This is a genomic window from Alkaliphilus serpentinus, assembly GCF_009017255.1.
Taxonomy (GTDB): domain Bacteria; phylum Bacillota; class Clostridia; order Peptostreptococcales; family Natronincolaceae; genus Alkaliphilus_D; species Alkaliphilus_D serpentinus.
The window spans coordinates 41,708-64,088 of the sequence record NZ_WBZB01000017.1 but is presented as its reverse complement, the minus strand read 5'-3'; the positions used below and the strand labels follow the sequence as shown (position 1 = coordinate 64,088).

The 22,381-nt window shown below is 39.0% G+C and carries 22 protein-coding genes; all 22 read right to left on the bottom strand.

Going from position 1 to position 22,381, the window contains the following annotated elements:
• Positions 1 to 72: 72 nt before the first annotated feature.
• The 22 genes from F8153_RS06765 to F8153_RS06660 all read right to left on the bottom strand — a co-directional run bounded on the left by F8153_RS06765 (position 73) and on the right by F8153_RS06660 (position 22,114).
• Positions 73 to 1,203 carry a baeRF7 domain-containing protein gene (locus F8153_RS06765; protein WP_151865618.1) on the bottom strand — a complete coding sequence of 377 codons (1,131 nt, stop codon included), beginning with the start codon at positions 1,201 to 1,203 and terminating at the stop codon, positions 73 to 75.
• A 142-nt stretch (positions 1,204 to 1,345) separates the two neighbouring features.
• The gene (locus tag F8153_RS06760) at positions 1,346 to 2,032 is read right to left on the bottom strand and encodes a uracil-DNA glycosylase (protein WP_151865617.1); all 687 of its coding nucleotides are present in this window, start codon (positions 2,030 to 2,032) and stop codon (positions 1,346 to 1,348) included.
• A 490-nt stretch (positions 2,033 to 2,522) separates the two neighbouring features.
• A complete protein-coding gene (gene ade, locus F8153_RS06755; protein WP_151865616.1) occupies positions 2,523 to 4,247 on the bottom strand; it encodes an adenine deaminase in 1,725 nt (574 codons plus the stop codon).
• Positions 4,248 to 4,252: 5 nt separating this feature from the next.
• Complete coding sequence (locus tag F8153_RS16655; RefSeq protein ID WP_330577758.1) at positions 4,253 to 5,227, bottom strand: xanthine dehydrogenase family protein molybdopterin-binding subunit; 975 nt, start codon at positions 5,225 to 5,227, stop codon at positions 4,253 to 4,255.
• Between the two features lies 1 nt (position 5,228).
• Positions 5,229 to 6,491, bottom strand: a complete 1,263-nt coding sequence (locus F8153_RS16650; RefSeq protein ID WP_151865614.1) for a xanthine dehydrogenase family protein molybdopterin-binding subunit — start codon at positions 6,489 to 6,491, stop codon at positions 5,229 to 5,231.
• Positions 6,491 to 6,967: a (2Fe-2S)-binding protein gene (locus tag F8153_RS06740; RefSeq protein WP_151865613.1), complete on the bottom strand. Its 477-nt coding sequence runs from the start codon at positions 6,965 to 6,967 to the stop codon at positions 6,491 to 6,493. Before F8153_RS06740 ends, F8153_RS16650 begins: the two co-directional genes overlap by 1 nt.
• 7 nt (positions 6,968 to 6,974) lie before the next feature.
• Positions 6,975 to 7,895, bottom strand: a complete 921-nt coding sequence (locus F8153_RS06735) for an FAD binding domain-containing protein (protein WP_151865612.1) — start codon at positions 7,893 to 7,895, stop codon at positions 6,975 to 6,977.
• A gap of 56 nt (positions 7,896 to 7,951) precedes the next feature.
• A complete protein-coding gene (locus tag F8153_RS06730) occupies positions 7,952 to 9,289 on the bottom strand; it encodes a 5'-deoxyadenosine deaminase (protein ID WP_151865611.1) in 1,338 nt (445 codons plus the stop codon).
• Positions 9,290 to 9,475: 186 nt separating this feature from the next.
• A complete protein-coding gene (locus F8153_RS06725; RefSeq protein ID WP_243136925.1) occupies positions 9,476 to 10,795 on the bottom strand; it encodes an NCS2 family permease in 1,320 nt (439 codons plus the stop codon).
• A 111-nt stretch (positions 10,796 to 10,906) separates the two neighbouring features.
• Positions 10,907 to 12,721, bottom strand: a complete 1,815-nt coding sequence (ade, locus tag F8153_RS06720; protein WP_243136924.1) for an adenine deaminase — start codon at positions 12,719 to 12,721, stop codon at positions 10,907 to 10,909.
• 20 nt (positions 12,722 to 12,741) lie between these two features.
• Entirely contained in the window at positions 12,742 to 13,026 is a 285-nt protein-coding gene (locus tag F8153_RS06715; protein WP_151865610.1) for a EutN/CcmL family microcompartment protein, read from the bottom strand.
• 24 nt (positions 13,027 to 13,050) lie between these two features.
• Positions 13,051 to 13,839 (bottom strand): hypothetical protein, encoded by a 789-nt coding sequence (locus F8153_RS06710; RefSeq protein WP_151865609.1) that lies wholly within the window; start codon positions 13,837 to 13,839, stop codon positions 13,051 to 13,053.
• A gap of 46 nt (positions 13,840 to 13,885) precedes the next feature.
• Positions 13,886 to 14,161, bottom strand: coding sequence for a BMC domain-containing protein (locus F8153_RS06705; protein WP_151865608.1), 276 nt, complete (start codon positions 14,159 to 14,161; stop codon positions 13,886 to 13,888).
• A 38-nt stretch (positions 14,162 to 14,199) separates the two neighbouring features.
• Positions 14,200 to 14,577 (bottom strand): BMC domain-containing protein, encoded by a 378-nt coding sequence (locus tag F8153_RS06700; protein ID WP_151865607.1) that lies wholly within the window; start codon positions 14,575 to 14,577, stop codon positions 14,200 to 14,202.
• Positions 14,578 to 14,602: 25 nt separating this feature from the next.
• Positions 14,603 to 14,989, bottom strand: coding sequence for a hypothetical protein (locus tag F8153_RS06695; protein WP_151865606.1), 387 nt, complete (start codon positions 14,987 to 14,989; stop codon positions 14,603 to 14,605).
• Positions 14,990 to 15,016: 27 nt separating this feature from the next.
• On the bottom strand, positions 15,017 to 15,283 hold the full coding sequence (locus F8153_RS06690) for a BMC domain-containing protein (RefSeq protein WP_151865605.1): 267 nt from the start codon (positions 15,281 to 15,283) through the stop codon (positions 15,017 to 15,019).
• Positions 15,284 to 15,301: 18 nt separating this feature from the next.
• On the bottom strand, positions 15,302 to 16,657 hold the full coding sequence (locus tag F8153_RS06685) for a UbiD family decarboxylase (protein WP_151865604.1): 1,356 nt from the start codon (positions 16,655 to 16,657) through the stop codon (positions 15,302 to 15,304).
• A gap of 173 nt (positions 16,658 to 16,830) precedes the next feature.
• The gene (locus F8153_RS06680; protein ID WP_330577757.1) at positions 16,831 to 17,415 is read right to left on the bottom strand and encodes a UbiX family flavin prenyltransferase; all 585 of its coding nucleotides are present in this window, start codon (positions 17,413 to 17,415) and stop codon (positions 16,831 to 16,833) included.
• Between the two features lie 51 nt (positions 17,416 to 17,466).
• A complete protein-coding gene (locus tag F8153_RS06675) occupies positions 17,467 to 18,069 on the bottom strand; it encodes a cysteine hydrolase family protein (protein WP_151865603.1) in 603 nt (200 codons plus the stop codon).
• 31 nt (positions 18,070 to 18,100) lie between these two features.
• Positions 18,101 to 19,516, bottom strand: a complete 1,416-nt coding sequence (locus F8153_RS06670; RefSeq protein WP_151865602.1) for a dihydroorotase — start codon at positions 19,514 to 19,516, stop codon at positions 18,101 to 18,103.
• Positions 19,517 to 19,576: 60 nt separating this feature from the next.
• Entirely contained in the window at positions 19,577 to 20,482 is a 906-nt protein-coding gene (gene ftcD, locus F8153_RS06665) for a glutamate formimidoyltransferase (protein ID WP_151865601.1), read from the bottom strand.
• A 51-nt stretch (positions 20,483 to 20,533) separates the two neighbouring features.
• Positions 20,534 to 22,114 (bottom strand): methyl-accepting chemotaxis protein, encoded by a 1,581-nt coding sequence (locus tag F8153_RS06660; RefSeq protein WP_192929697.1) that lies wholly within the window; start codon positions 22,112 to 22,114, stop codon positions 20,534 to 20,536.
• Between the last annotated feature and the right edge of the window lie 267 nt (positions 22,115 to 22,381).

Genomic DNA, 22,381 nt, shown 5'->3' with positions numbered 1-22,381 from the left:
AAAGCCTGCAAAAAAATAAAAAAACTCCCAAAAACTTTTTTTGAGAGTTTACTTCTAATAGTTATTCCTGAATTAATAACGATAAATGGCTGCAATAGGTTCTTCGGTAGGAAGCCTATCCTCCTCTAAAGCATATACCCTTCCACCATTTGCCAAAGTTTGAAGGGCAGCAATATTCAGTAGATCCTCGCTATCAGTTTGTATTTTTTCATGTAATTGAACCTTACCGTAACCATCCAGCCTTCCATATAGGATTTTATCCTTTGCAACAAACAGTTTATCAATCCTCTTTGCAAGAGAGGCATTTAGAACCTCCTCTAATGATCCCGAAGTTTTACCAGTACCTAAAAGGTTGCTAAACTCCTCTAGGGCCTCCTTCCTCTGACTTCTATAATAGGGTTCTATAATAGTCAAGGCCCTTTTATGAAGCTCCTTTGACGTTTTTTCATCAGGATTGCCTACGATCCCTTCATCCATTAGGTTGTGATAGGAGTTTGCTTCACGATAGATAGGGAAAAGATATTCTACCCCTGCTAAAATTAAGGGTGCCTCCTCTCGTTGGAGAATTTTCCTTACTCCCGAATCAATATCATAGAAGAATCTAAGGACCTGATCTTTTGTATTTTCCATACCATATCCCTGACCATGGTAGGCAACTCCTTCTCCTCCTTGGCCAAACATTTCAATATGCTTCTGGTAAACATCATATCTCATGGCTTCTTCTAAGCTTTTTGGAACATCCTCAAGGGGAAGCTCTTGATATAATTGACTGGTGCATTGAAGAAGCCGAATGGAATTTTGACTCAATGCTAAAACATAGAATTTTTGATCACCATTGTATAGTGGAAATAGTGGCTTAACATTAAAGAAATTACCTACTGTCACCTGTTGAGATAATTGGATGGGGACTTGATAATACTGAAAGAAATCCTCCCTTAAAAAAATTGCTAATCCTTGGCTTTGATAACTCCAAAACATCCTATCTTCAAGAAGCTTTTCAGCAGGTGAAAGTAAATCATCTATAGTTTTGCCCCTCAAGTTTTTGGCCTTTAATATATCCCTTGCCTCAGCTAATAGATTTTTCAGCTTTATTCTGCCTAGTTTTTCCTCCCCCTTTACTTCAGTGGGGACATAAAGAGATATATGATGGCCCTCTTTGCTTTCAGTTAGTCGTGCCAATTGTTGCCTCGTAAAAAGTTTCATTGTCTCCCTCCTTATAGAACATTTCTGATAAATAACTTCATATTTATTGAATACCCTATTATCATTACAATAAAACAAAGGAGGATGGCTTAATGGACTTTTAATGGGTTGTCATTACAAATTATTCATTACTAATTATTCTTTATTCATTGGGTTTTATGTCTTCTATTTGCCAATCGATTTCCCTGAAACCCTGTTTTTTAAGGAAGCTATTGGTTTTAGAAAAGGGTTTGCTTCCATAGAAACCCCGATATACTGAGAAGGGACTAGGGTGGGGAGATTTTATAATATAGTGATGCTTATTGGTTATTATACCCTCCTTGTCATGGGCATTTTTACCCCATAAAATAAAGACCACAGGGTTTTCCCTTTCATTTAATAATGAAATAATCCTATCGGTGAAGATTTGCCAGCCTAAATCCTTATGGGAATTGGGTTGACTTTGTCTTACCGTTAGTACTGTGTTTAACAGCAGAACCCCCTCTTGGGCCCATTTTACTAGATATCCATTGTTGGGGATGCTATAGCCTAGGTCCTCCTGTAGCTCTTTAAAGATATTCTGCAGGGATGGGGGCTGCTTTATCCCAGGCTTTACTGAGAAGCTAAGGCCATGGGCCTGTCCAGGTCCATGATAGGGATCCTGCCCTAGAATTACTGCCTTAGTATCTTTATAGGCTGTATAATGAAGGGCGTTGAAAATATCATACTTATCTGGATATATTGGATGCTCTTTATATTCCTTTACTAAAGCTTGTCTTAGCTTTAAGTAATAGTCCTTTTTAAACTCTTCCTCTAAAAGCTGCTGCCAATCGTTTTTTAGAATAGTCATTTTAAAAATCCCCCTTCTTTCGATAATACTAATAGTTATTTTATCATATATTTACTACTATTTACACAATGCCTCAAGGAGCCTAATAACAAACTTTACAGGCTGTTGTTAATAGTTACTGCACAAAAACTTTGTGTGAGCTTCCCCATCCCTTCGAAATCTTCGGATAGGCTATTCAAAAGTATTCAGATTCAAGGCGCAAGAAAACCTAGTACCGTAGGGTATATACTATACGCTAGGATACTAGGTTTATAAAACATACAATAATTTCTACAAGCATTTTCCCCTTTTTTTTGTTTTTCAGAGAGCTCAGCAAGGTGCCATTTCACTTAGCTATTTTCCATTTCGGGTAGGCTATTCAAAAGTATTCAGATTCAAGGCGCAAGAAAACCTAGTACCGCAGCGTATATGCTAATACGTGAGGATACTAGGTTTTTGAAGCAACACAGAAGATGGGTACTTATCAATAGCCTACTTTAACAGCTTGAAATTACTCTTTAATACTAAGGTCAATAAAATCAAACACCGTTACATCAAACAATCCTTCATCGGTGAGTTTAATTTGTGGTATAACTGGCAGAGCCAAGAAGGATAATGTCATAAATGGATCAATTTCAGTACTTACCCCTAGACGGTTATAGGCAATATCCAGCATTTCATTAAGCTGCTGATTTACCTCCTCCATTGTCCCATCAGAAATTAAGCCCCCTATTGGTAGAGATAAGGTTCTATTAACCTCTCCATTACTACAAATGGTGATTCCTCCACCTACTCTTTCTACTTCTTGAATGGCCAGAAGCATATCCTCATCATTATCCCCAATAACAATTAAGTTGTGAGAATCATGGGCTATGGTAGATGCAATAGCCCCACCCTTAAGCTTGAAATCCTCCACCAAGCCAAGGCCAATATTTCCTGTTGCCTTATGTCTTTCAATAACGGCAAGCTTTAAGATATCTAAGCTCTTATGGTATTTAAATTTGCTATTCTCTGTTTCTACCTTTCTAACAACCTTTTCAGTTACGATACTGTGGGGCAGAAGCTTTATTACATTTACAATATCGGAGGTAACCTTTAACTGTAGGTCCTCCTTGGTTATTTCCTTAAGGTTCACTGTATTGATGACCTTAGAATAATCCGATGGATTAACGTCGAACAATGCTTTTTTATTATCAGCCACCAGCTTACCATCCTTGTAAACCTTCGATACCTCAAAATTCTTCAAATCGTCAAATATCACAATATCTGCCTTATATCCAGGAGCTAGAGCTCCTGTATTTTTTAAGCGATAGCATTCTGCTGCATTAATTGTAGCCATTTGAATTGCCGTTATAGGATCAATTCCATGCTTTACGGCTAGACGAAGGTTGTTGTCTATATGACCTCCTAAAATGATATCGTCAGGGTGCTTATCATCTGTGCAGAAGAGGCATCTTCTAGAATTTTCCTTTGTAATTCCCCTTACCAGGGTTTCTAGATCCCTAGCAGCTGATCCTTGTCTTACTAATATATACATTCCAAGATTCAAGCGGTTTTTCATTTCTTCAACTGTGGAGCATTCATGCTCTGTTCTAACCCCTGCAGCCACGTATGCATTTAGGTCTTTACCTTCTATACTAGGTCCATGACCATCTATGATTTTATCACCAGCCACCAGAATTTTATTGATGATTTCTTCATCTGCTGCTGCAACTCCTACGTAATTCATTAACTCACCTAAGCCTAAGACTCTTTCATGACCCATTAGAGGAGCCAGCTCCTTAGCCCCTAAAACGGCTCCTGAATTTTCAAATGGTGTGGCTGGAACACAGGAGGGCAGCATAACATAAACATTTAATGGTAGGTCCTGGCTAGACCTTATAATATACTCAATCCCTTCAACTCCGCAAACATTGGCAATTTCATGGGGATCAGCAACTATAGTAGTTGTTCCTCTCGGAACAATAGCTCTAGCAAACTGTCCGGGAGATACCATTGAGGATTCAATATGAACGTGACCATCAATTAAGCCTGGAGAAACAAATTTTCCATTTAGTTCCTCTTCGACTTCACCTTCGTAGCTGCCTATGCCCACTATTACACCATCCTGTATTGCAATATCCCCCTCTATGATCTCTTGAGAAAATACATTGATAATTCTTCCATTCTTTAATACTAGATCTGCCTTTTCTCTTCCAGCGGCTATATCAATTCTCTTTTTTATAGCTTCCTTCATACAATTTATCCCTCCCTTTTCTTTAAGGCCTTTAAAAGCTTTTCAGGAGTTACAGGAATCTCTGTTAACCTTACACCCACTGCATCATATATAGCATTTAGTATTGCCGGTGCAGCGGCTATCATAACAGGCTCCCCTATTCCCTTTGCTCCGAAGGGTCCTGTAGACTCAGGATCCTCTACAATAATTTTTTCTATCTCTGGCATATCTAAAGCTGTTGGAATTAAATAATTGGTAAAGCGATTATGCTTTATTCTACCTTTATCTAAATTAATATCTTCAAAGATTGCATAGCCTAACCCCATTGCAAAACCGCCATCTATCTGACCTTCAACAAGACTAGGGTTAATGGCTCTACCAACGTCCTGACTGCATGCAGCTCTGATGATATCTACTATTCCAGTTGTTGTATCTACCTCAACCTCAACTGCATAGGCATTTATAGTGTAAGGCCAATAGGGATTCCCTTGACCTGTTTCCGGGTCCATTTCTGTTGTGTTGGCCTGAAATATCCCGTCTTTTCTTAAAAAACCTCCGCCAGAAGCTTCGGCAATGTCCTTTAGCGTCAGGGTTTTATCAGAAGTATTAGATCTAATTACTCCATTACTGATTTCTAGGTGGTCTTCATTTAATAAACCCTTGGCAACAACTATGATTTCCTTCTTTAACTCCTCAGCAGAGATCTTAACAGCATTTCCTGTATTATAGGTTTGTCGACTGGCAGCAGCTGTACCTGCATCAGGGGTAATGCTGGTGTCTTCATGGATTAAAGTAACGATTTCAACAGGTACATCCAGGGCTTCTGCAGCTATTTGTCCTAGAATTGTCTTAGCCCCTTGCCCCACTTCTGTTGCTCCTACATAAATATTAATATGCCCCTTTGTATCAAGCTCAGCAATAGATCTAGATATGTCGGGGAAGCCATTGCCGTAACCTGTTCCATAAAAGATGCATCCGTAGCCAAATCCACGTTTCTTCATATTATTCAACCCCCTTTGCATCTTTTTTAAAGGCTTTTTCTAATACCTCTAAGCATTCCTTCAAAGGGAAGCTCTCTTCTAGAATCTGACCGGTTGCAGTTTTTGAGCCTTTTTTTAATGCATTTAAAAATCTTATTTCTAAAGGGTTCATATTAAGCTTTTCTGCTAACATATCCATTTGCTGCTCATGACCAATAGGTGTTTGAGTTGCACCAAAGCCCCTCATGGCCCCTGCAAAGGGATTATTGGTATAAACGGCATAGCTATCAACCTTGACATTGGGTATTTCATAGGGCCCAGTTGCGTGGACTCCTGCCTTTCTTAAAACGTTAATGGCCCATGATGCATAGGCTCCAGTATCTCCTACAATCTTAGCCTCCATAGCTATAAGCTTACCGTTTTTATCTGCTCCGGTTTTATAGCTCATAATCATTGGGTGTCTTTTACTATGGGCTACAAAGGATTCTTCTCTAGAGTAAACCGTTTTTACTGGCCTTCCCGTTAGCTTTGAAGCCAATGCCAGATGTATTTGCATTGTAATATCTTCTCTACCACCAAAGGCACCACCAACGGCTGGATTTAATACCTTCACCTTTTCTGTAGGAACTTCCAGCGCCTCAGCAATTTCAAGCTGATCAAAATGGGGGTATTGAGTAGCAGCACAAACCACCACCATATCCTCCTCTAAATAAGCTATACCTGCCTCTGGCTGTAAAAAAGCATGGTCAACCATTGAGGTTTTGTATTGATTCTCAACAATTACAGCACATTCCTTAAAGGCAGCATCTACATCTCCCAATCTAAGCTTATAGTGATAGAGAAGATTGCCATTTTCATGGACCTTAGGTGCATCCTCCTTCATGGCTTCAACAGGATCGAAGACTGCCTCCAACTCCTGATATTCCACTTCTATTGCCTTCATTGCTTCTACCGCAATTTTTTCGGTTTCTGCCACCACAAAGGCAATGGGAGTACCTATTGAGCGAACCCTTCCACTACTTAAAACTTCGTGGTCCTTAAAAACCACTCCATGATGATTATGGGGTACATCCTTATAGGTTAGAATACGTACCACTCCAGGAATGACCTCTGCCTTTGTTAAATTCAGCTTTATGTTAGCATGGGGCTTTGTAGATCTTAGGGTTTTTCCCCATAGCATATTATCCATCGTTAAATCCTGAGAGTAGGTGGCCTTGCCGGTAACCTTTGAAAATCCATCCACTCTGATGACGCTTTTTCCTACAACCTCTAGATTTTTCTTCATTATTGATCCTCCCCCTCTAAATATTGGGAAGCCTTTTCGATACTATCCACGATTTTGTTATAACCTGTACATCTGCATAGGTTTCCAGATATACCTTCTTTAATTTCCTTTCGTGAAGGCTTTGGATTTTTGTCTAAGAGGGCTTTAGCTGACAGTACCATCCCTGGTATGCAAAAACCACATTGAACTGCTCCTTCATCTAAAAAAGCTTGTTGAATAGGATGAAGACCCTTTTCATCCTCCATACCTTCTATTGTTAATATTTCCTTGTTATTAGCTTGAAAGGCCATCACCATACAAGAGTTCACTGTTACTCCATCCATTATCACAGTGCAGGCACCACATTCACCTTCACCACAGCCTTCTTTTGTACCATAGAGCTTTAGCTCATCTCTAATAAAATCCAGTAATCTCATATCTTCGTTAATTTCACGGGTGTAATTTTCACCGTTGATCTTTACATTTATGGTTTTCATTTTATTATCATTCCTTTCCCGCTGCTCTGGGATAATATTGAGTGCCCATTGCACAATAAGAACCGTCCCCGTTGTGCACCATTGCCTTTTCTACTGCCTTCAGGAATATTCCCTCTACTGCGTCCTTTTTAAACTCACAGCTGGAACGGCCAGCAAGTCTTTTTTCTACTTCGTTACTTAAAACCTTTGAGGCTTCATCTATAGCAGCTTTATCTAAATTCTTTCCCTTTAGGGATTCTTCTGCAACCCTTTCTCTAAGGCCATGCTTTCCGATGGACCCACTGGCAACTCTCACCTCTGCACACTTTTCGTCATCATCTATTTCCAAATAAACCGCTGTAGAAAGTCTTGATATGGCTAGAGCCTTTCTTAAGCCTAGCTTACTAAAGGTCACAGTTTGACCCTTCCGAAGCCTTATAAATTTAATGGTAGTAAGAAGCTCTCCTTTGTTTAAATCTACCCTACCCTTGTCTAAAAGGAAATCCTCTAATCGAACTTCTCTTTTACCTTCTTTACCTTCTACTGTAAGAACTGCGTCTAAAGCCAGTAAAGGTGGTACAAAGTCGGCCGCTGGTGAGGCGTTACATATATTCCCGCCAATAGTAGCTGCATTTCTTATTTGGGGTGATCCTACTAATGAAGCAGCTTCAATTAAACCTGAGTATTCCTTATGACCCTTAAAATAATCCATCACCTCTGTAAAGGTAACAGCCGCCCCCATTTCAACCCAATCATCTGAAGTCTTTATTTCCTTTAGCTCTTTAATGGATGATATGTCAACTAAAACCGATACCTTAACGTGATTTTCTCTTAAAGCAATTATAATGTCTGTACCTCCAGCAATAACCTTTGCAGCTTCCCCGTATTGATCTAATAAGTTAATAGCCTCAGGTACATCTTTTGCTTGGAATACGTTTTTTATATCCATTACTTTTCACTCCTCTATATGAAAGGGGGGAAGTATCCTCTCCCCCTTATCAAACATTATTTTTTTACATTGGCCAATTGAATTTGCTGTTTTACCAGTCTGTTGGAGTCCTCCATAATTTCCTTCTCCGACAAGGTTAAAAGCTCCCGATTTTTCATTACAATTTTTCCGTCAATTATTGTAGTGTCAACATCACAGGCATCAGCTGAATAAACAATTCTCGATACAACATCCACCTCATCGGAAGGACTGCAGTGGATTTTATTTAAATCTAGAATAACTATATCTGCCTTTTTACCTACTTCTAGACTTCCAAGTTCCTTTTCCATTCCCATTGCTTGAGCTCCACCGATGGTTGCTAACTCAAATACCTTATGGGCTGGCATTACAGTTGGGCTTAATAATCTTGCTTTTTGAATCAGGGCTGCACTTCTCATCTCCTTAAAGATGTCAAGGTTATTATTGCAAGGAGCTCCATCGGCTGCAATTGATACAGAAGCATTCATCTCCAATAACTCTGGTATTTTTGCAATCCCTGATGCAAGCTTTAAATTAGAGTTTGGACAGTGGGAAATCTTCGTACCAGTTGCTGCTAAAATCTTCATTTCCTCGTCATCCAACCAGATACAATGGGCAAGAATCAGCTGATCACCAGTCATTCCCAGTTTGTCGAGATATAGTACATTTCTCATGCCTCTATCCCTTTGAACCAATTCAATTTCTCCTCTATTTTCAGAAGCATGGGTATGAACCATCACACCATATTCCTTACTCAAATCCCTTACCTTCACTAAAAGCTCTTCGGTACAAGATACCACAAACCTTGGTGCAAAAGCATATTGGATTCTGTTGTTTGCCTTACCATGCCACTTTTTCAGCAGCCTTTCACTTTCCTTGATAGATTCATTGGTATCCTCCATTAGGGTGTCTGGAACACCAATTCCGTAGTCCATCATACACTTACCAGATATTGCTCTAAACCCACTTTCTTCAATGGCTTCAAAAATTGAATCAGAGTGGTTTACTGTCCCCATATCAATTATAGAGGTTGTTCCTCCCTTAATAAGCTCAGCAATTCCTAACTTTGCAGAAACATAATTAGACTCTGCTGTATGGGATCCCTCCAATGGCCATACCCTCTGTTTTAACCAGTCTAAAAGCTCTAGATCATCTGCTTGACCTCTGTAAAGGGTTTGGGTTAAGTGAATATGGGTTTGTATCATACCAGGTATAACCGTTTTGCCGGTGGCATCTATAACCGTATCGGCCTCCATCTCTAACTTAGGGGACATTTCCTTAATTCTATCTCCCTCAATTAAGATGTCGCCTTTGAATATATCCCTCCTATTATTCATAGTAACTATAAGTGCATTTTTAATTAATATTTTATTCATCGTATTAGCCTCCTAAATTTTGCTTCCTTCAATATAAGTCTTTAAGCTGCCTTATGGGCACCTATCAAGCAAGTATCAATACCAGCTTGATAGCTACTCATAAATTATGGATATAAGTTAGCTCCCATCCCAAGGGAATGGGAGCTATAAATTATTCCTTAACTTCCTATGGCCTATAATCCACTATTAGTGAACAAGGAATTTTAAGACAAATAGCACAGCTAATATATATAGTATTGGAGATACTTTACCACCTTTACCAGTGAAAAGCTTTAATAATACATATGAAACGATACCAAATACTATACCATCAGCAATACTGTAGCCTAAAGGCATCATGATGATTGTTAGGAAGGCTGGAATGGCTTCTGTAAAATCATCAAGATCTATATTCTTGATAGGTGACATCATGAATAGACCTACTAATACCAATGCTGGTGCAGTTGCTGCTGAAGGGATCATGATGAATAGCGGTGAAAGGAATAGAGCTATTGCAAACATGGCTCCAGTTGAAAGGGCTGTTAAACCAGTTCTTCCACCTTCTGCAACTCCAGAAGCACTTTCAACATAGGTTGTAACTGTACTGGTTCCTAAACAAGCACCTACTGTTGTTCCTATAGCATCAGCAAATAAAGCTTGCTTTGCCCTTGGAAGTTTACCTTCTTTATCTAGCATATTTGCCTTTGATGATACACCTATTAATGTACCAACTGTGTCAAACACATCTACAAATAAGAAGGTAAATACAACAACTAGCATATCAAAGGTGAATATATTGGCAAAATCAAATTTGAAGAATATTGGTGATAATGAAGGAGGAGCACTTATAAGATTCCAACCTGGCCATTGGGTTACTCCCATTGGTATACCTATGATGGTAGTAGCAAGGATACCGAATAGAAGAGCACCCTTTACCTTTTTAGCCAATAGGAATCCTGTAATAACAATACCTAAAAGGGCTAGTAAAGGAGCTGCTGCTGTTAAGTCTCCTAAGGCAACAATGGTTCCATTTCCTGTTTTAACTACTCCAGCACCAGTTAATCCTATGAATGCAATAAATAATCCAATTCCAACGGATACTGCATGCTTAAGATTGATTGGAATAGAGTTAATAATTGCTTCCCTTACATTAACAAAAGACATTAGTATAAAAATTATACCTTCAATTAAAACTGCTGTAAGGGCAAATTCCCAAGAATAACCCATTTGCAGAACAACTGTGTAGGCAAAAAATGCATTTAATCCCATACCAGGTGCTAAAGCAAAGGGATAATTAGCATAAAAAGCCATTACTAAAATTGCGACAATTGATGAAAGTGCAGTAGCAGTGAAAACTGCACCAAAATCCATTCCTGCATCAGACAGAATCAATGGGTTTACAATTAAGATATACGCCATTGTCATGAAAGTTGTAATACCAGCAAGGATTTCTGTTTTTACATTGGTTTTGTGTTCACTTAACTTAAACCTTCTTTCTAAGAAACTACTTTCGGTTCTTAAACTCACAAAAAAACCCCCTCATATTTTTGGTATATGTTTTTTGAAGCTAATACAACCTTTCTTTTTTTGTGCCACCTAAAGCTGTAAAGTTTATGACTGTCCCCCTTTCATAGCCTCCTATTCTACAACAGGAGGTAGAATTTCAAAGTTGTTAACATCAATTAAGCCTTGATCGGTAATTTTCCACTTAGGACTTGTTGATAAAGCTAAGAAGGATAAATGCATAAATGGCGCATGAACCTTACCACCTAATTGATCTTTAACGGTTTTTTCAATGGAAGCAATCTTTAAGCTTACCTCTGGTCCGGTTAGCTCATCGGTTATTAAGCCACCAACTGGAAGTCTTAAATCATCAATCACTCTTCCACCTTTGGCTACTGCTAAACCGCCACCCATTTCAATAACATGGTTTATCGCAGCTGCCATATCCTTTAGATTGGTGCCAACGGCCATAATATTATGGGTATCGTGGGCAACACTTTCTGCAAAGGCTCCTTGCTCTAAACCAAAGCCCTTAACTAAAGCCTTTCCGATACTGCCGTTTCTGCCATACCTTTCAACACAAACAATATAAAGGGCATCCTGTCTTACATCAGCTTGAACTGCTCCTTGCTGAACCTTTACTCTCACCTCATGATCATCTGAAAGGTTTTGATCTGGAATTAACCCAATACATCTTACTGTTGCTTCGCTACCATTGGCAGGAATCTTTAACTCCTCTTCAGTAACTGGGTTACGCTTTACAGAATGCTTAACCTCATCTGGATAGGTATAGGTAGGCAGATCAATTAGTAGCTTACCCTGAGATGCCACAAGCTTTCCTTCAAGGAAAACAGCATCTACTACCATATTATTAATGTCACTTATGATGGCTACATCAGCCAGCTTACCTGGAGCCAATATTCCCCTGTCTTTTAATCCAAAGTATGTTGCAGGATTTATGGTTACCATTTGAATAGCTTCGACTGGATTAACACCTTCATTGATGGTTCTCTTAACAATTTCATTCATGTGGCCTAGCTTTTCTAAATCCTCTGCCACCATATCATCAGTTGCTAAAATGCATCGTCTTGAATCAAAACCCTCTTCAGTAACGGCTCTAATACATTCTGCCATATTCCTTTGGGTGGATCCTTCCCGCATAAATACATATACGCCTTGACGTAGCTTTTCTACACACTCTGCCTTTGTAGTGGTCTCATGACATGAGCACTCACCCGCTGTGGAGATAATATGGGCTGCCAGTTCATTCCCAAAAAGCTCAGGAGCATTTCCATCCACCATTTTACCAATACTTCTAGCATATATGGTGGAGGCTAATAAATCTGTAATTACTTCAGGTGTATTTCTATAAACGTGCTTGGCATTACTAAAGCCCTGTAGCTCTCCTATACCAATAACATTTGGATAGCCTAAAATTTCCTTCATATCCTTGGAGGTAATGTCATAGCCTGCTGTCTCTAAATCCGGGGAATCTGGAGTTAGGGCTGGCACCACCAAATGTACATGGTTTGGAACAACACTGGCTTCTTCAGCCATGGCTTTGATTCCTATTGGTCCTAAGGCATTCCCAATTTCATGGGGATCCGCCACAAGGGTTGTTGTTCCTGAGGGTATGGATAGCCTCGAGAACTCTGTAATCGTTAACATACTACTTTCGAAGTGCATATGGGAGTCGATAAAACCAGGAGATAGATACTTACCTTGAACATCTACAACAATCGTATCCGGTCCAATAAGCTTTTCTGCATCTCCAACCATTAGAATATATTTTCCTTTAAAGGCGATATCTGCTCTATAGATTTCTCTAGTTAGTACATTAACAACGTTTCCTTGATATAATACTACATCAGCAAAGTGCTTATCTGACATTAGTATATCTATCAGCTCTCTATACTCCATAGCTGTTTTTATACATTTAACGTCTAACAATTTATTACTCCCCTCCTTATTTATTTTTTAATTAAATCACGATAAACATCTATATTGTCTATAATTCCTACAATAGCTGCGTCGATTGGGGATTGAAGCTTTTCTGCAGCATGTCTAGCGGCTGTACCCTTAGCATAAATAACTAATTCTCCGATTCCAGCCCCAACGGTATCTACTGCAATTAGTGGATCACCTACAGGCACTTCATCAATATTTAAAGGCTGGGTAAGCATTAGCTTACTCCCTACAAGCCTTTCATCCTTTCTCGTAGCCACTATCGTTCCAATGACTCTGCCAATATGCATTGTACCCTCTCCTTTAGACGGGGTTTACTTTCTAACTATTTTAAGCCCCAGTGCCTTTGCTGTATCCTTAGCTAGGGGTGTAATAATAGCTCCTGCTGGAATCATTATTTCACCATTGGAAGGCTTAGAAGTCAAGATGTCACTCTCTGTTATTACCCTGCGTTCTTCATTGCCTTTAAACTCAACCTTAGGATTGTTTGATCCTTTCATGTCCCCCGTATTATTCTTATTAAAGTTTAATACCTTTTTGACTTCCCCCATATTAAAAGGAAATTCGTAGGCTCTAACACCCATCTTCTTTAATTCAGCAATTGTTCCCTTCAGCTTTTCAATTAAATGGGGGTTATTGGTTGCTAGACCTTTATATTGTAATAGATCTTTGAAGTTCATCCATACAGGCTTATCCTGCCATAGAGCCTGCCATAGCATTCTAGGCACCAACTGATCCTGTATACCAAGGGATAGCTTAATAGCAGTGTTTTGAGTTATTAAAGGCACTAGAAAGCCATCAATACCCTCCAGATATCCTTCTCTAGCTAGGGGAAGCTTTTCTGTATAGAGTTCCTTTGGATTTAAGTAACGGCGAATTTCACTGATATCATTGATTTCTTCTCCGCTATCCGAAAGAACAATATCATAGGTAAAGCCTTCCTTGCTTAAGGAAGATAAATCATTAAAAACCTGATCTCTGCTGATATTGGTACCAGTTAATGCAACCATCAAATGCTTGGTGCCTCCCTGATTACTTATGGAACTATTGCTTCTTAGTATTAGGTGCTCTATGATTCTTTGGGTCTGATTATATCGACTCATGCTTTACCCCCTCATATGGAGTATCTACCTATAGAGATTGTAGAGATTATTCACCCTTTAATAGAACTCTTTCTACTTCTGAGTGTGGTCTTGGGATTACATGTACAGAATAAAGCTCTCCTACTGCTCTAGCTGCTTCTGCTCCAGCGTCTGTTGCTGCCTTTACTGCTCCAACATCTCCTCTTACCATTACAGTTACCAAACCAAAACCGATTTTTTCGTATCCAACGATTGTAACATTTGCAGCTTTTACCATTGCATCTGCTGCCTCAACTGCTCCTACTAAACCTTTAGTTTCTACCAAACCTAATGCTTGACTCATATTAAAATCCTCCTTATTTTTTATCTTTATTAGACTTTTTATTTATTGGCTTCTTGTTTTTTAGTTTTACCCTGGGGTTTTTCTGCCACCTCTGGGTTTGATGCTGGAGCCTTTTTATCCTTTAAGTTTTGCTCAAAGATTTTAATAAGCATCTCAACCTCTTCATGGGGTCTTGGAATTACATGGCTTGATACAATTCTGCCTATTTTATTGGCTGCAGCTACACCAGCCTCAACACCGGCCTTAACGGCTGCTACCTCACCTGCAATCTGAATTGTAACACTTACAACCTTATCAACCCCTATTACCTTTTCATAACCTACAAGCTTAACATCGGCGGCCTTACTGGCTGCGTCCAAAGCTGCTACGGCTGATGTTAGACCAATGGCTTCTATTAATCCTAATGCTGCCTTCATTTACACACCTCCTATTAAGAGTTCATTACTTTATAGAACCTTTTTTTGCCATGGAGCCAAGGGATAGCAGGTCTACGTGATTCCCTGCAATTACGTGCTTTTTCACCATGACGTCATTTTTAACCGGAGGAGTAAATCCTTCCTTCCCTGGATCTTCTAGCATCTCTGGATTCTTGCTGGATTTAGAAGCAAGCTCTGTAAGAGAAGTTAAATGTACCTGTTGTGGTCTATTGGTGGAATAGCTCTTATCCCTAATATTATCAACTCTTTTATTTTTGTTAATGATGCCCTTTAACAATTGCTCTTCATGATCCTTTAAGCTGGTAGTTATTTCATTGCTGGTACCTTTATGATTGGGAATGGATTTTCCAGCAATATTATTCATTATGACCCTTGTCAATGGATTTGCCAAACCTATCACCACCATCTAAAATTTACTTTAATCTAAAAGCTTGTCCACCTCATCGTGGGGTCTTGCAATTACGTTAGTGGAAATAACCTCTGATACTTGAGCTGCTGATTCAGCTCCACTTGCTACAGCTGCTTGCACTGCAGCAACCTCTCCTGCTACAACTACTGCCACTACACCTGATCCTACATAGTTAAATTCAACGATTCTTACATTTGCAGACTTAACCATGGCATCAGCTGCTTCAATTGCTGCAACAAGACTTCGAGTTTCAACAAAACCTAAGGCTTGCTTCATTGTCCATTACCACCCTTACTATAATTTGATTCCTGGAAGATATTTTTCAATATCGATTTTTTCAAATCCAGGAATTTTTGCTCTTTCAAATTTTTTACCAGCGTCACCTAGTGGTTTAGTAGCATCTATACCGATTTTGTCGGTTACGCCATTCAATCCATGGGATGGTTCCAGTCCTGACCCTAAGGCGCCAGGTATAACCACTAAATCTCTTGATGCCTGCACTCTTGATGCTATTGCCCATTCCATATCATCATGACTAAATATATCTACATCGTTATCTACGATTACTACGTGCTTTACATCCTTACTGCTGGCTAGTGCGGCTATAATGGCACTTTTACCATCTCCAGCATTTCGCTTGTTTATAGCTGCAAAGGCATGGAATCTACAGCCTCCAGATACAGTTACATTGACATCCTTTACATCCACCATGGTCTTTAAAGCAGAGTATAACTCTATTTCTCTAATTAGCCCATTAGATAAATGCTCCTCCCTTGAAGGGAAGGCAGTTTGAAAGATTGGGTTGTTACGGTGCATGATGGCTTTAACCTCCATAACTGGATGGGGACCAACATTGCCGTAGTATCCCATTAACTCCCCAAAGGGGCCTTCAGTAACTCGTCGATGGGGAGGCATAATACCTTCAAATACAATTTCTGCGTGGGCTGGAACCTCTAAATCTATGCTATGACACTTAACAAGCTCCAATGGTTCTCCCCGCAGGGCGCTATCCACTTCATATTTATCTACACCATAGGTTTCACTGCTTATTTGAGACGCTAACAATATACTATAATCATACCCTAAAACGACAGCAATCTCCAGTGGTTTGTTTAACTTTTCCATCTCTAAATATTGCTTGTTTGCAAGGGGCGATGCCACCAGTACGCTCATTTCATTTCCGCCATTAATCTGAAGCCTTCTAACAGACACATGTCTTTGACCGGTTTCTGGATCCTTTATCACTACAAGGCCAGCTGTTATGTAGCTTGAAGAATCTTCTTCATGGAAGGTTGGAATCGGAAACATTTTAGGCAAATCGATATTTTTTGTAATGATGTTCTCCATTACTGGGCCCTTTGTCAATAGCTTTGTTGGCTTTGGATTGGCTATAGCATCCATCATTTTAAAGATTCTTTCCTCATGGGTGATTCCCAGCATATCATAATAGATTTTTCTTTCACCAAACATAGCCCCAACAACCGGTATTTTACTACCTTTAACCTTTTTGAATAGGATTGGTACCTCGTTACTAAAGTGTTTTAAGACTGCTCCTAGCTCAAACTTTGGGTCTACTTCCTTATTACATTCTAGAAGTACGCCCTTTCTTTTTAACTTATCTAAAGCAGCCCTCAGCATTTGTCTTTCCATCTAGCCCCTCCTTTCTGATAAGAATCTATTATATTGAATGTTGAATTGTTGAATTGTTGAGGATATTTGCAGTTGCAAATTTCGGTCTTATATTCTTAATTCTTAATTATACCTATATTATTGCTTTTTGAGTTGTTTATATTGCCCAATAAGAACCGTCCCCGTTGTGCGTTTTAAACTCCGCCCCATCTTTTTAGTAAATTATGCTCTATATCCAGTTGGTCTAGGGCTCGTCCAACTATAATGCTTACAATCTCTTCAATGGTTTCTGGTTGATGGTAAAAGCCTGGTGCTGCTGGCATTATCCTAACCCCCATCTTAGCGAGCTTTAGCATGTTTTCTAAATGAATTACGCTTAATGGTGTCTCCCGAGGGACGATTACAAGCCTTCTACTCTCTTTTATCGTTACATCGGCTGCCCTTGTCAGTAGATTATCAGAAATACCATTTGCTACTGCTGCTAAGGTTCTCATTGAGGAGGGTATAATAATCATTCCGTTGGTTTTAAAGGATCCACTGGATATTGGTGCAGCAAGGTCTTTATTATTGTGATAATGGGTTGCAAGGCCTTTTAGCTCATCTAAGTCCATACCACATTCGTGCTTAACAACATATTCCCCCATTGTAGAAACTACAAGATGGGTTTCTATATTAAGCTCCTGTAAAACCTTTAAGAGTCCCACACCATAAATCCCACAGCTTCCTCCAGATATTCCTACAACTATCCGCATCTCCTCACCACTTTCTAGTGTTGGCATACTATCATTAGAACCCGCCTATCTTATTGGATAGGCAGGTTCTAGCTAAAACTATTCTACTTTATTTTCAGCGTCTCCGCCGCCAAGCCATGGATCTTCACCTTTTTCCCAAGCTTGAATATATTCATCAACTGTCATAATCTTGGTGAATATACTTAGGTCCTTTAATCCATTTAAATGCATCTCTTCCGTTTTAGAAGCGCAGGCATCACTTAAGGTGATTACCTTGTATGCATTTGCTAAAGCATCGGTAGCAGAGCTTCTTACGCATACATTTGTCCAAACACCCGTAACAACTACTGTATCAATTGCTTCTTCACGTAAGAATAAATCTAAGTCAGTGTGGGCAAAGGCACTATGTCTTCTTTTTTGTACAATATATTCTTCACCCTCTGGATATAGCTCAGGGATGAAGTCTGAACCCCAAGAACCCTTAACAGCATGAACGGGTCTTACTCTAAAGTCTGCATCATTTTTTCTATGGGCTTCTTGAATATGAACTAATTGAACATCGTCGTTATTTCTGCTTCTTACCCATTTAAATAGCTTTTGTAGATCAGCAACGATTTCTTCTCCACCTGGGCATCTTAATGGAGCCTTAACTCCTACAAAGTCGTTTAACATGTCTATTACTAATATCGCGTGTCTTGGCATTTTCTTTCCTCCATTTTTCATAGTTCTCTAATTAGTATGTTATTGTTCTTTCAAGCTTTTCTATTCTTTGACGTCTTACAAATTGACCAAAACCTGGCTCAACAACAATACCTTCCTTATCGTCATATACTAAGGTTCCACGTACAATCGTTTTAACTGGCTTACCCTTTAGCTTAATTCCGTGCAATGGATTGTATTTAGCCATAGAATAGGTTTCCTTTTGATCGATGGTCCATTCTTTTTCTAAATCAATGATGGTGAAATCTGCATCAGAACCGATCATAGTGGCACCCTTTTTAGGATATAAACCATATTGTCTTGCAGGTGCTGTACTAAGCACTTCAACAAGTCTGCTTAAGGATAATCTTCCCTTGTTATACCCTTCACTAACTACTATCGGAACTAAAGTTTCAACACCTGGGATACCTGGGAAGGCTGACCATATATCCATTCCTGGACCTTCCTTCTCAGTTGCAATTTCATATGGAGCGTGGTCTGTAGCCATGAAGTCTACGCTTCCATTCCTTAACCCTTCCCAAAGCTCTTCATTATCCTTCTTAGTTCTTAAAGGTGGTGCGATTTTTGCAAATTGTCTATGCTCGGTCATTGCATCTTGATAGTTAAGCATTAAATAGTGAGGGCAGGTTTCTGATGTAACACTTAATCCCCTCTTTTTAGCAGCTCCTATCAATCTTGCACCAACTCCTGCACTCATATGAACAATGTGAAGTCTTGCACCAGTAGATTCAGCAAAGTTAATTCCTAGTTCAATGGCTGCCTGCTCAGCTTCTACGCATCTTGCTTCTGCCCAAGCTGGACCATCGGTTCTACCTTCCTTTTGGAACTTCTTCACAAAATAATCGCACATCGCAAAGTTTTCAGCATGGATTCCTACTGGAACTCCAGTTTCTGCAACCCATCTAAAGGCTTCAAGCATTTCAGGATCCGTTACCCTTTCATAGGTAGGTACTGAAGGAGTCATATAAACTTTAAAGGCGCATACACCGTAATCAGCTTGTTCTTTTACAATTTGCTTCTTACCAGCTCTAATGTCTTCGCCAGTTACTCCACCCCACATAGCATAGTCAATAACCGCTTGATCCTTAATGGCATTCAGCTTGTGCTCTAGCTCTTCTACACCTCTTACTGAAGGCTTTGAGCAGCAGGGCATATCCATAATCATGGTTAATCCACCAGCTGCAGCAGAGGATGATCCTGTTAAGAAGGTTTCTCTATGGGTAAAGCCAGGATCCATAAAGTGGGTATGAGAGTCAAAGCAGCCTGGAAGGGTTAAATGTCCCTCTGCATCGATTTCTCTTCCATATTCTATACCTTCTAAGTCAGTAACAAAACCTGCGATTTTTTCATCCTTTACCAGAATATGTGTTACTACAGTTTCATTTCCCTGAGGAATTCTAGCATTTTTTAAAACAACATCATACTTCATAAATTTGTCCCCCTTTAATTAATTTTGATTGATATATTAGTTATATAAAAAAACTATTATTTATTTCATTAGGTGTGTTTCAAGAATTTGATCTTTTCTGAAGTTCTCTAAGCCTAAGTAATATTCAAAAGAATTCAAGACATAGTCCAGTTTTATTGGCCCAACAATTTCTGACCCTGTTACAATAACCCCATATCTTGCTGCTTCTTGTTTCACAAAATTAAAGGCTCTATATAAAGGAGTTGCTCCACAGTCAAACATATTCATTGATACAACCACACCAGATCTCTCTGGGAACTTGATTCCCACTGCTCTGATTGTTGAGAATCCACCACTTGGTCCTCTAACTCCTTTAGCAATGGCTTTAGCAATATTTAAATCTTCTGTGGCTAAGAAAACATTATAAGCTGTTAAACCTTCACTATCTGCACTAACAATAGTTGCACCTGCTGTTGGGTGAAGGGCAGCTGGTCCTATATCCGGTTTTCTTTCATCGGTATGGGCTACCTTTTTTAACCCTTCATATTGACCCTTTCTAATGAAAGATAAAGCCTTTCTATCTTCATTTCGAGCATTTTGTCCTGAGAAATATACTGGAACTTGGTATCTTGCATAAACTTCTTTTCCAATTTCTTCAGCCAAGGCAGTACACTCTTCAAGGGTGATGTTTTTGAAGGGGAATAGCGGAATTGTATCATGGGCACCAATCCTCGGATGACTTCCTTCTTGCTCCTCCATGTTGATTAATTCATAGCACTTGCCTGCCATTTGTAGCAATGCTTCTTTTAAAGGCTCTGGCTCACCGATCACGGTAACTACTGTTCTGTTGAAATCATGCTCTGGTTCATAGCTAACTAGAGTAACTCCCTCAGCATTTCTAAAGGGCTCAACCACAGCTTCTATAACCTCTTTTCTTCTTCCGTCACTGAAGTTTGGCACAGCTAATACATATTGTTTTTCTTTCATGATGATTATTCCTCCTTAATTTATATGTATATAAAAATATCTTTCTCAAATTTAAAACTTTAATAAGGATTCTATCGAAAGTCCCACCTGGTATATAATTCCTTTTTCATCTATGATGGCAAGGAATTTAAAAAGCCTACCATCCTCTACTCTTTTCTTCACCGGAGTTGCTACGTATTTAGCCTTTCCTTCCCTTAGGGCACTGAAGCTCTTGTCAACCTCATATAGGTTTAATCCTATGGTATCTTGATTATTACAATAGGATACTACACCCTTGTTGTCGGTAATATAAATAGCGTCCATTCCAGTTTCCTTTAGTAGATCTGAAACCCTTTGATGATTTAATGGGGTATTTATTGTGGTATTTTTAATGTAGTTAACTGCCTTCAGCATTTTACCCTCCATTACCTGACTGGTAATATACTGCTGCATATTGTCTGCATTCTCATATAGCTTGCTTGTAATGGTTTTAAGATTAAGAAGCCTTTCATCCTGCATAAGAACCTCTGCTGTGGAGTGCTGCATCTGGGCTGAAATCTCCTTTGAGAAGGCTGCTGCATCCTCGATGTTTTTTGCAAAGCTATTGCCTCGTTCGTTAACCTTGATGATGCTTTTATTCATATTTTCAACCTTGTCAACACTTAACTGTAATGCATTATTAACCTTATAAAAATCCTCTACTGTTTCATTTATTAATCTATAGCTTTCCTCCACCTGAAGCTTTTCCTTCTTCATCCATTCGCCTATTAGGGCTACTTCCTTTTGTAGAACTGTAAGGATCTCTTCAATCTCTGTTGAAACTCCTTTAGTATCCTGTGAAAGCTTAGATACCTCTTGAGCTACAACCATAAAGCCCCTTCCATGCTCTCCAGCCCTGGCTGCTTCTATAGAGGCATTTAATGCCAGTAGGTTGGTTTGCTCTGTTATATCACCAATCAGCTCCATCATACTTCCCATTTTAGTGGAATCCCCTTTAAGCTTATCAACTCTTTGGGCAGTTTCTTCAACAGCTTTTTTAATTTCTTCCATCTTTTCTTTAATTATAGCAGTAGCATTTATTCCCCTTTGGGCTTCCCTGATGGTTTCAGTTGTAAAGGCAGTAGTACCATTCATTTCTGCACTAACTTTATTAAGGGTTTCCATCATCCCCATATTTTCCTTTGCAATTTCATTCAGCATTGCAAATTGCTCTTCACCTCTTTTACAGGTTATCTCTGTAGAAGCGGCTATTGCTGACATGGTTTCGGTAGATTCATTAGATACAACATTTAGCTGACCGGTAACCTCTGCAATCTCTGTTGCAATATGGACCTCCTGCCTGAAATTCTTCTTCATGTTGGATATCATGGTTTTAAAATCTTCAACTATTCCATTATATATCCCTAGGTTTTCATCCTTAACCTCAAACATTAGGTCATTCTGATTTATTTTTTGAATGTATTCTTGAATTTTATTCAAGGGTTTTAAAAAAACCTGATATAATATTGAGGTAGTTCCCAACAATACTGCCCCACCAAGCAATACTAGTGGTATTATCCCAGAAATTGCCTTCGACCCGTAAATCACTAGAGATGTTATTAAAGCAGATATCAATACAACAAAAAATAGAACCTTTGCTCTTGACCCCTTCATCCAACTCCCCCTTATCCACTGTTTAGTTGTATACGTTTTCATAATTAATCTACACTCTTATAAGTTATCACAAAAATCAAAAAAATACTTTGTAGTTTGTACATAAAATTCATAGGATTACTTTCTTAATATCCCCATTGCCTTTGTATAGTTTTTATAATTTTTTAAAAAACTGTTCTTTTGTTTTTTTTAGCACCATTTATATTCACGCATTCTAATTACTAACTTCAAAGGATGTATAACAATTATTATTTAGTTTTAAGTAAT

Excerpts from the sequence above, each read along its gene's own strand:
- F8153_RS06765 (WP_151865618.1), bottom strand. The coding sequence starts at position 1,203 with ATGAAACTTTTTACGAGGCAACAATTGGCACGACTAACTGAAAGCAAA.
- F8153_RS06760 (WP_151865617.1), bottom strand. The coding sequence starts at position 2,032 with ATGACTATTCTAAAAAACGATTGGCAGCAGCTTTTAGAGGAAGAGTTT.
- ade (WP_151865616.1), bottom strand. The coding sequence starts at position 4,247 with ATGAAGGAAGCTATAAAAAAGAGAATTGATATAGCCGCTGGAAGAGAA.
- F8153_RS16655 (WP_330577758.1), bottom strand. The coding sequence starts at position 5,227 with ATGAAGAAACGTGGATTTGGCTACGGATGCATCTTTTATGGAACAGGT.
- F8153_RS16650 (WP_151865614.1), bottom strand. The coding sequence starts at position 6,491 with ATGAAGAAAAATCTAGAGGTTGTAGGAAAAAGCGTCATCAGAGTGGAT.
- F8153_RS06740 (WP_151865613.1), bottom strand. The coding sequence starts at position 6,967 with ATGAAAACCATAAATGTAAAGATCAACGGTGAAAATTACACCCGTGAA.
- F8153_RS06735 (WP_151865612.1), bottom strand. The coding sequence starts at position 7,895 with ATGGATATAAAAAACGTATTCCAAGCAAAAGATGTACCTGAGGCTATT.
- F8153_RS06730 (WP_151865611.1), bottom strand. The coding sequence starts at position 9,289 with ATGAATAAAATATTAATTAAAAATGCACTTATAGTTACTATGAATAAT.
- F8153_RS06715 (WP_151865610.1), bottom strand. The coding sequence starts at position 13,026 with ATGCATATTGGCAGAGTCATTGGAACGATAGTGGCTACGAGAAAGGAT.
- F8153_RS06710 (WP_151865609.1), bottom strand. The coding sequence starts at position 13,839 with ATGAGTCGATATAATCAGACCCAAAGAATCATAGAGCACCTAATACTA.
- F8153_RS06705 (WP_151865608.1), bottom strand. The coding sequence starts at position 14,161 with ATGAGTCAAGCATTAGGTTTGGTAGAAACTAAAGGTTTAGTAGGAGCA.
- F8153_RS06700 (WP_151865607.1), bottom strand. The coding sequence starts at position 14,577 with ATGAAGGCAGCATTAGGATTAATAGAAGCCATTGGTCTAACATCAGCC.
- F8153_RS06690 (WP_151865605.1), bottom strand. The coding sequence starts at position 15,283 with ATGAAGCAAGCCTTAGGTTTTGTTGAAACTCGAAGTCTTGTTGCAGCA.
- F8153_RS06685 (WP_151865604.1), bottom strand. The coding sequence starts at position 16,657 with ATGGAAAGACAAATGCTGAGGGCTGCTTTAGATAAGTTAAAAAGAAAG.
- F8153_RS06680 (WP_330577757.1), bottom strand. The coding sequence starts at position 17,415 with ATGCCAACACTAGAAAGTGGTGAGGAGATGCGGATAGTTGTAGGAATA.
- F8153_RS06675 (WP_151865603.1), bottom strand. The coding sequence starts at position 18,069 with ATGCCAAGACACGCGATATTAGTAATAGACATGTTAAACGACTTTGTA.
- F8153_RS06670 (WP_151865602.1), bottom strand. The coding sequence starts at position 19,516 with ATGAAGTATGATGTTGTTTTAAAAAATGCTAGAATTCCTCAGGGAAAT.
- ftcD (WP_151865601.1), bottom strand. The coding sequence starts at position 20,482 with ATGAAAGAAAAACAATATGTATTAGCTGTGCCAAACTTCAGTGACGGA.
- F8153_RS06660 (WP_192929697.1), bottom strand. The coding sequence starts at position 22,114 with ATGAAGGGGTCAAGAGCAAAGGTTCTATTTTTTGTTGTATTGATATCT.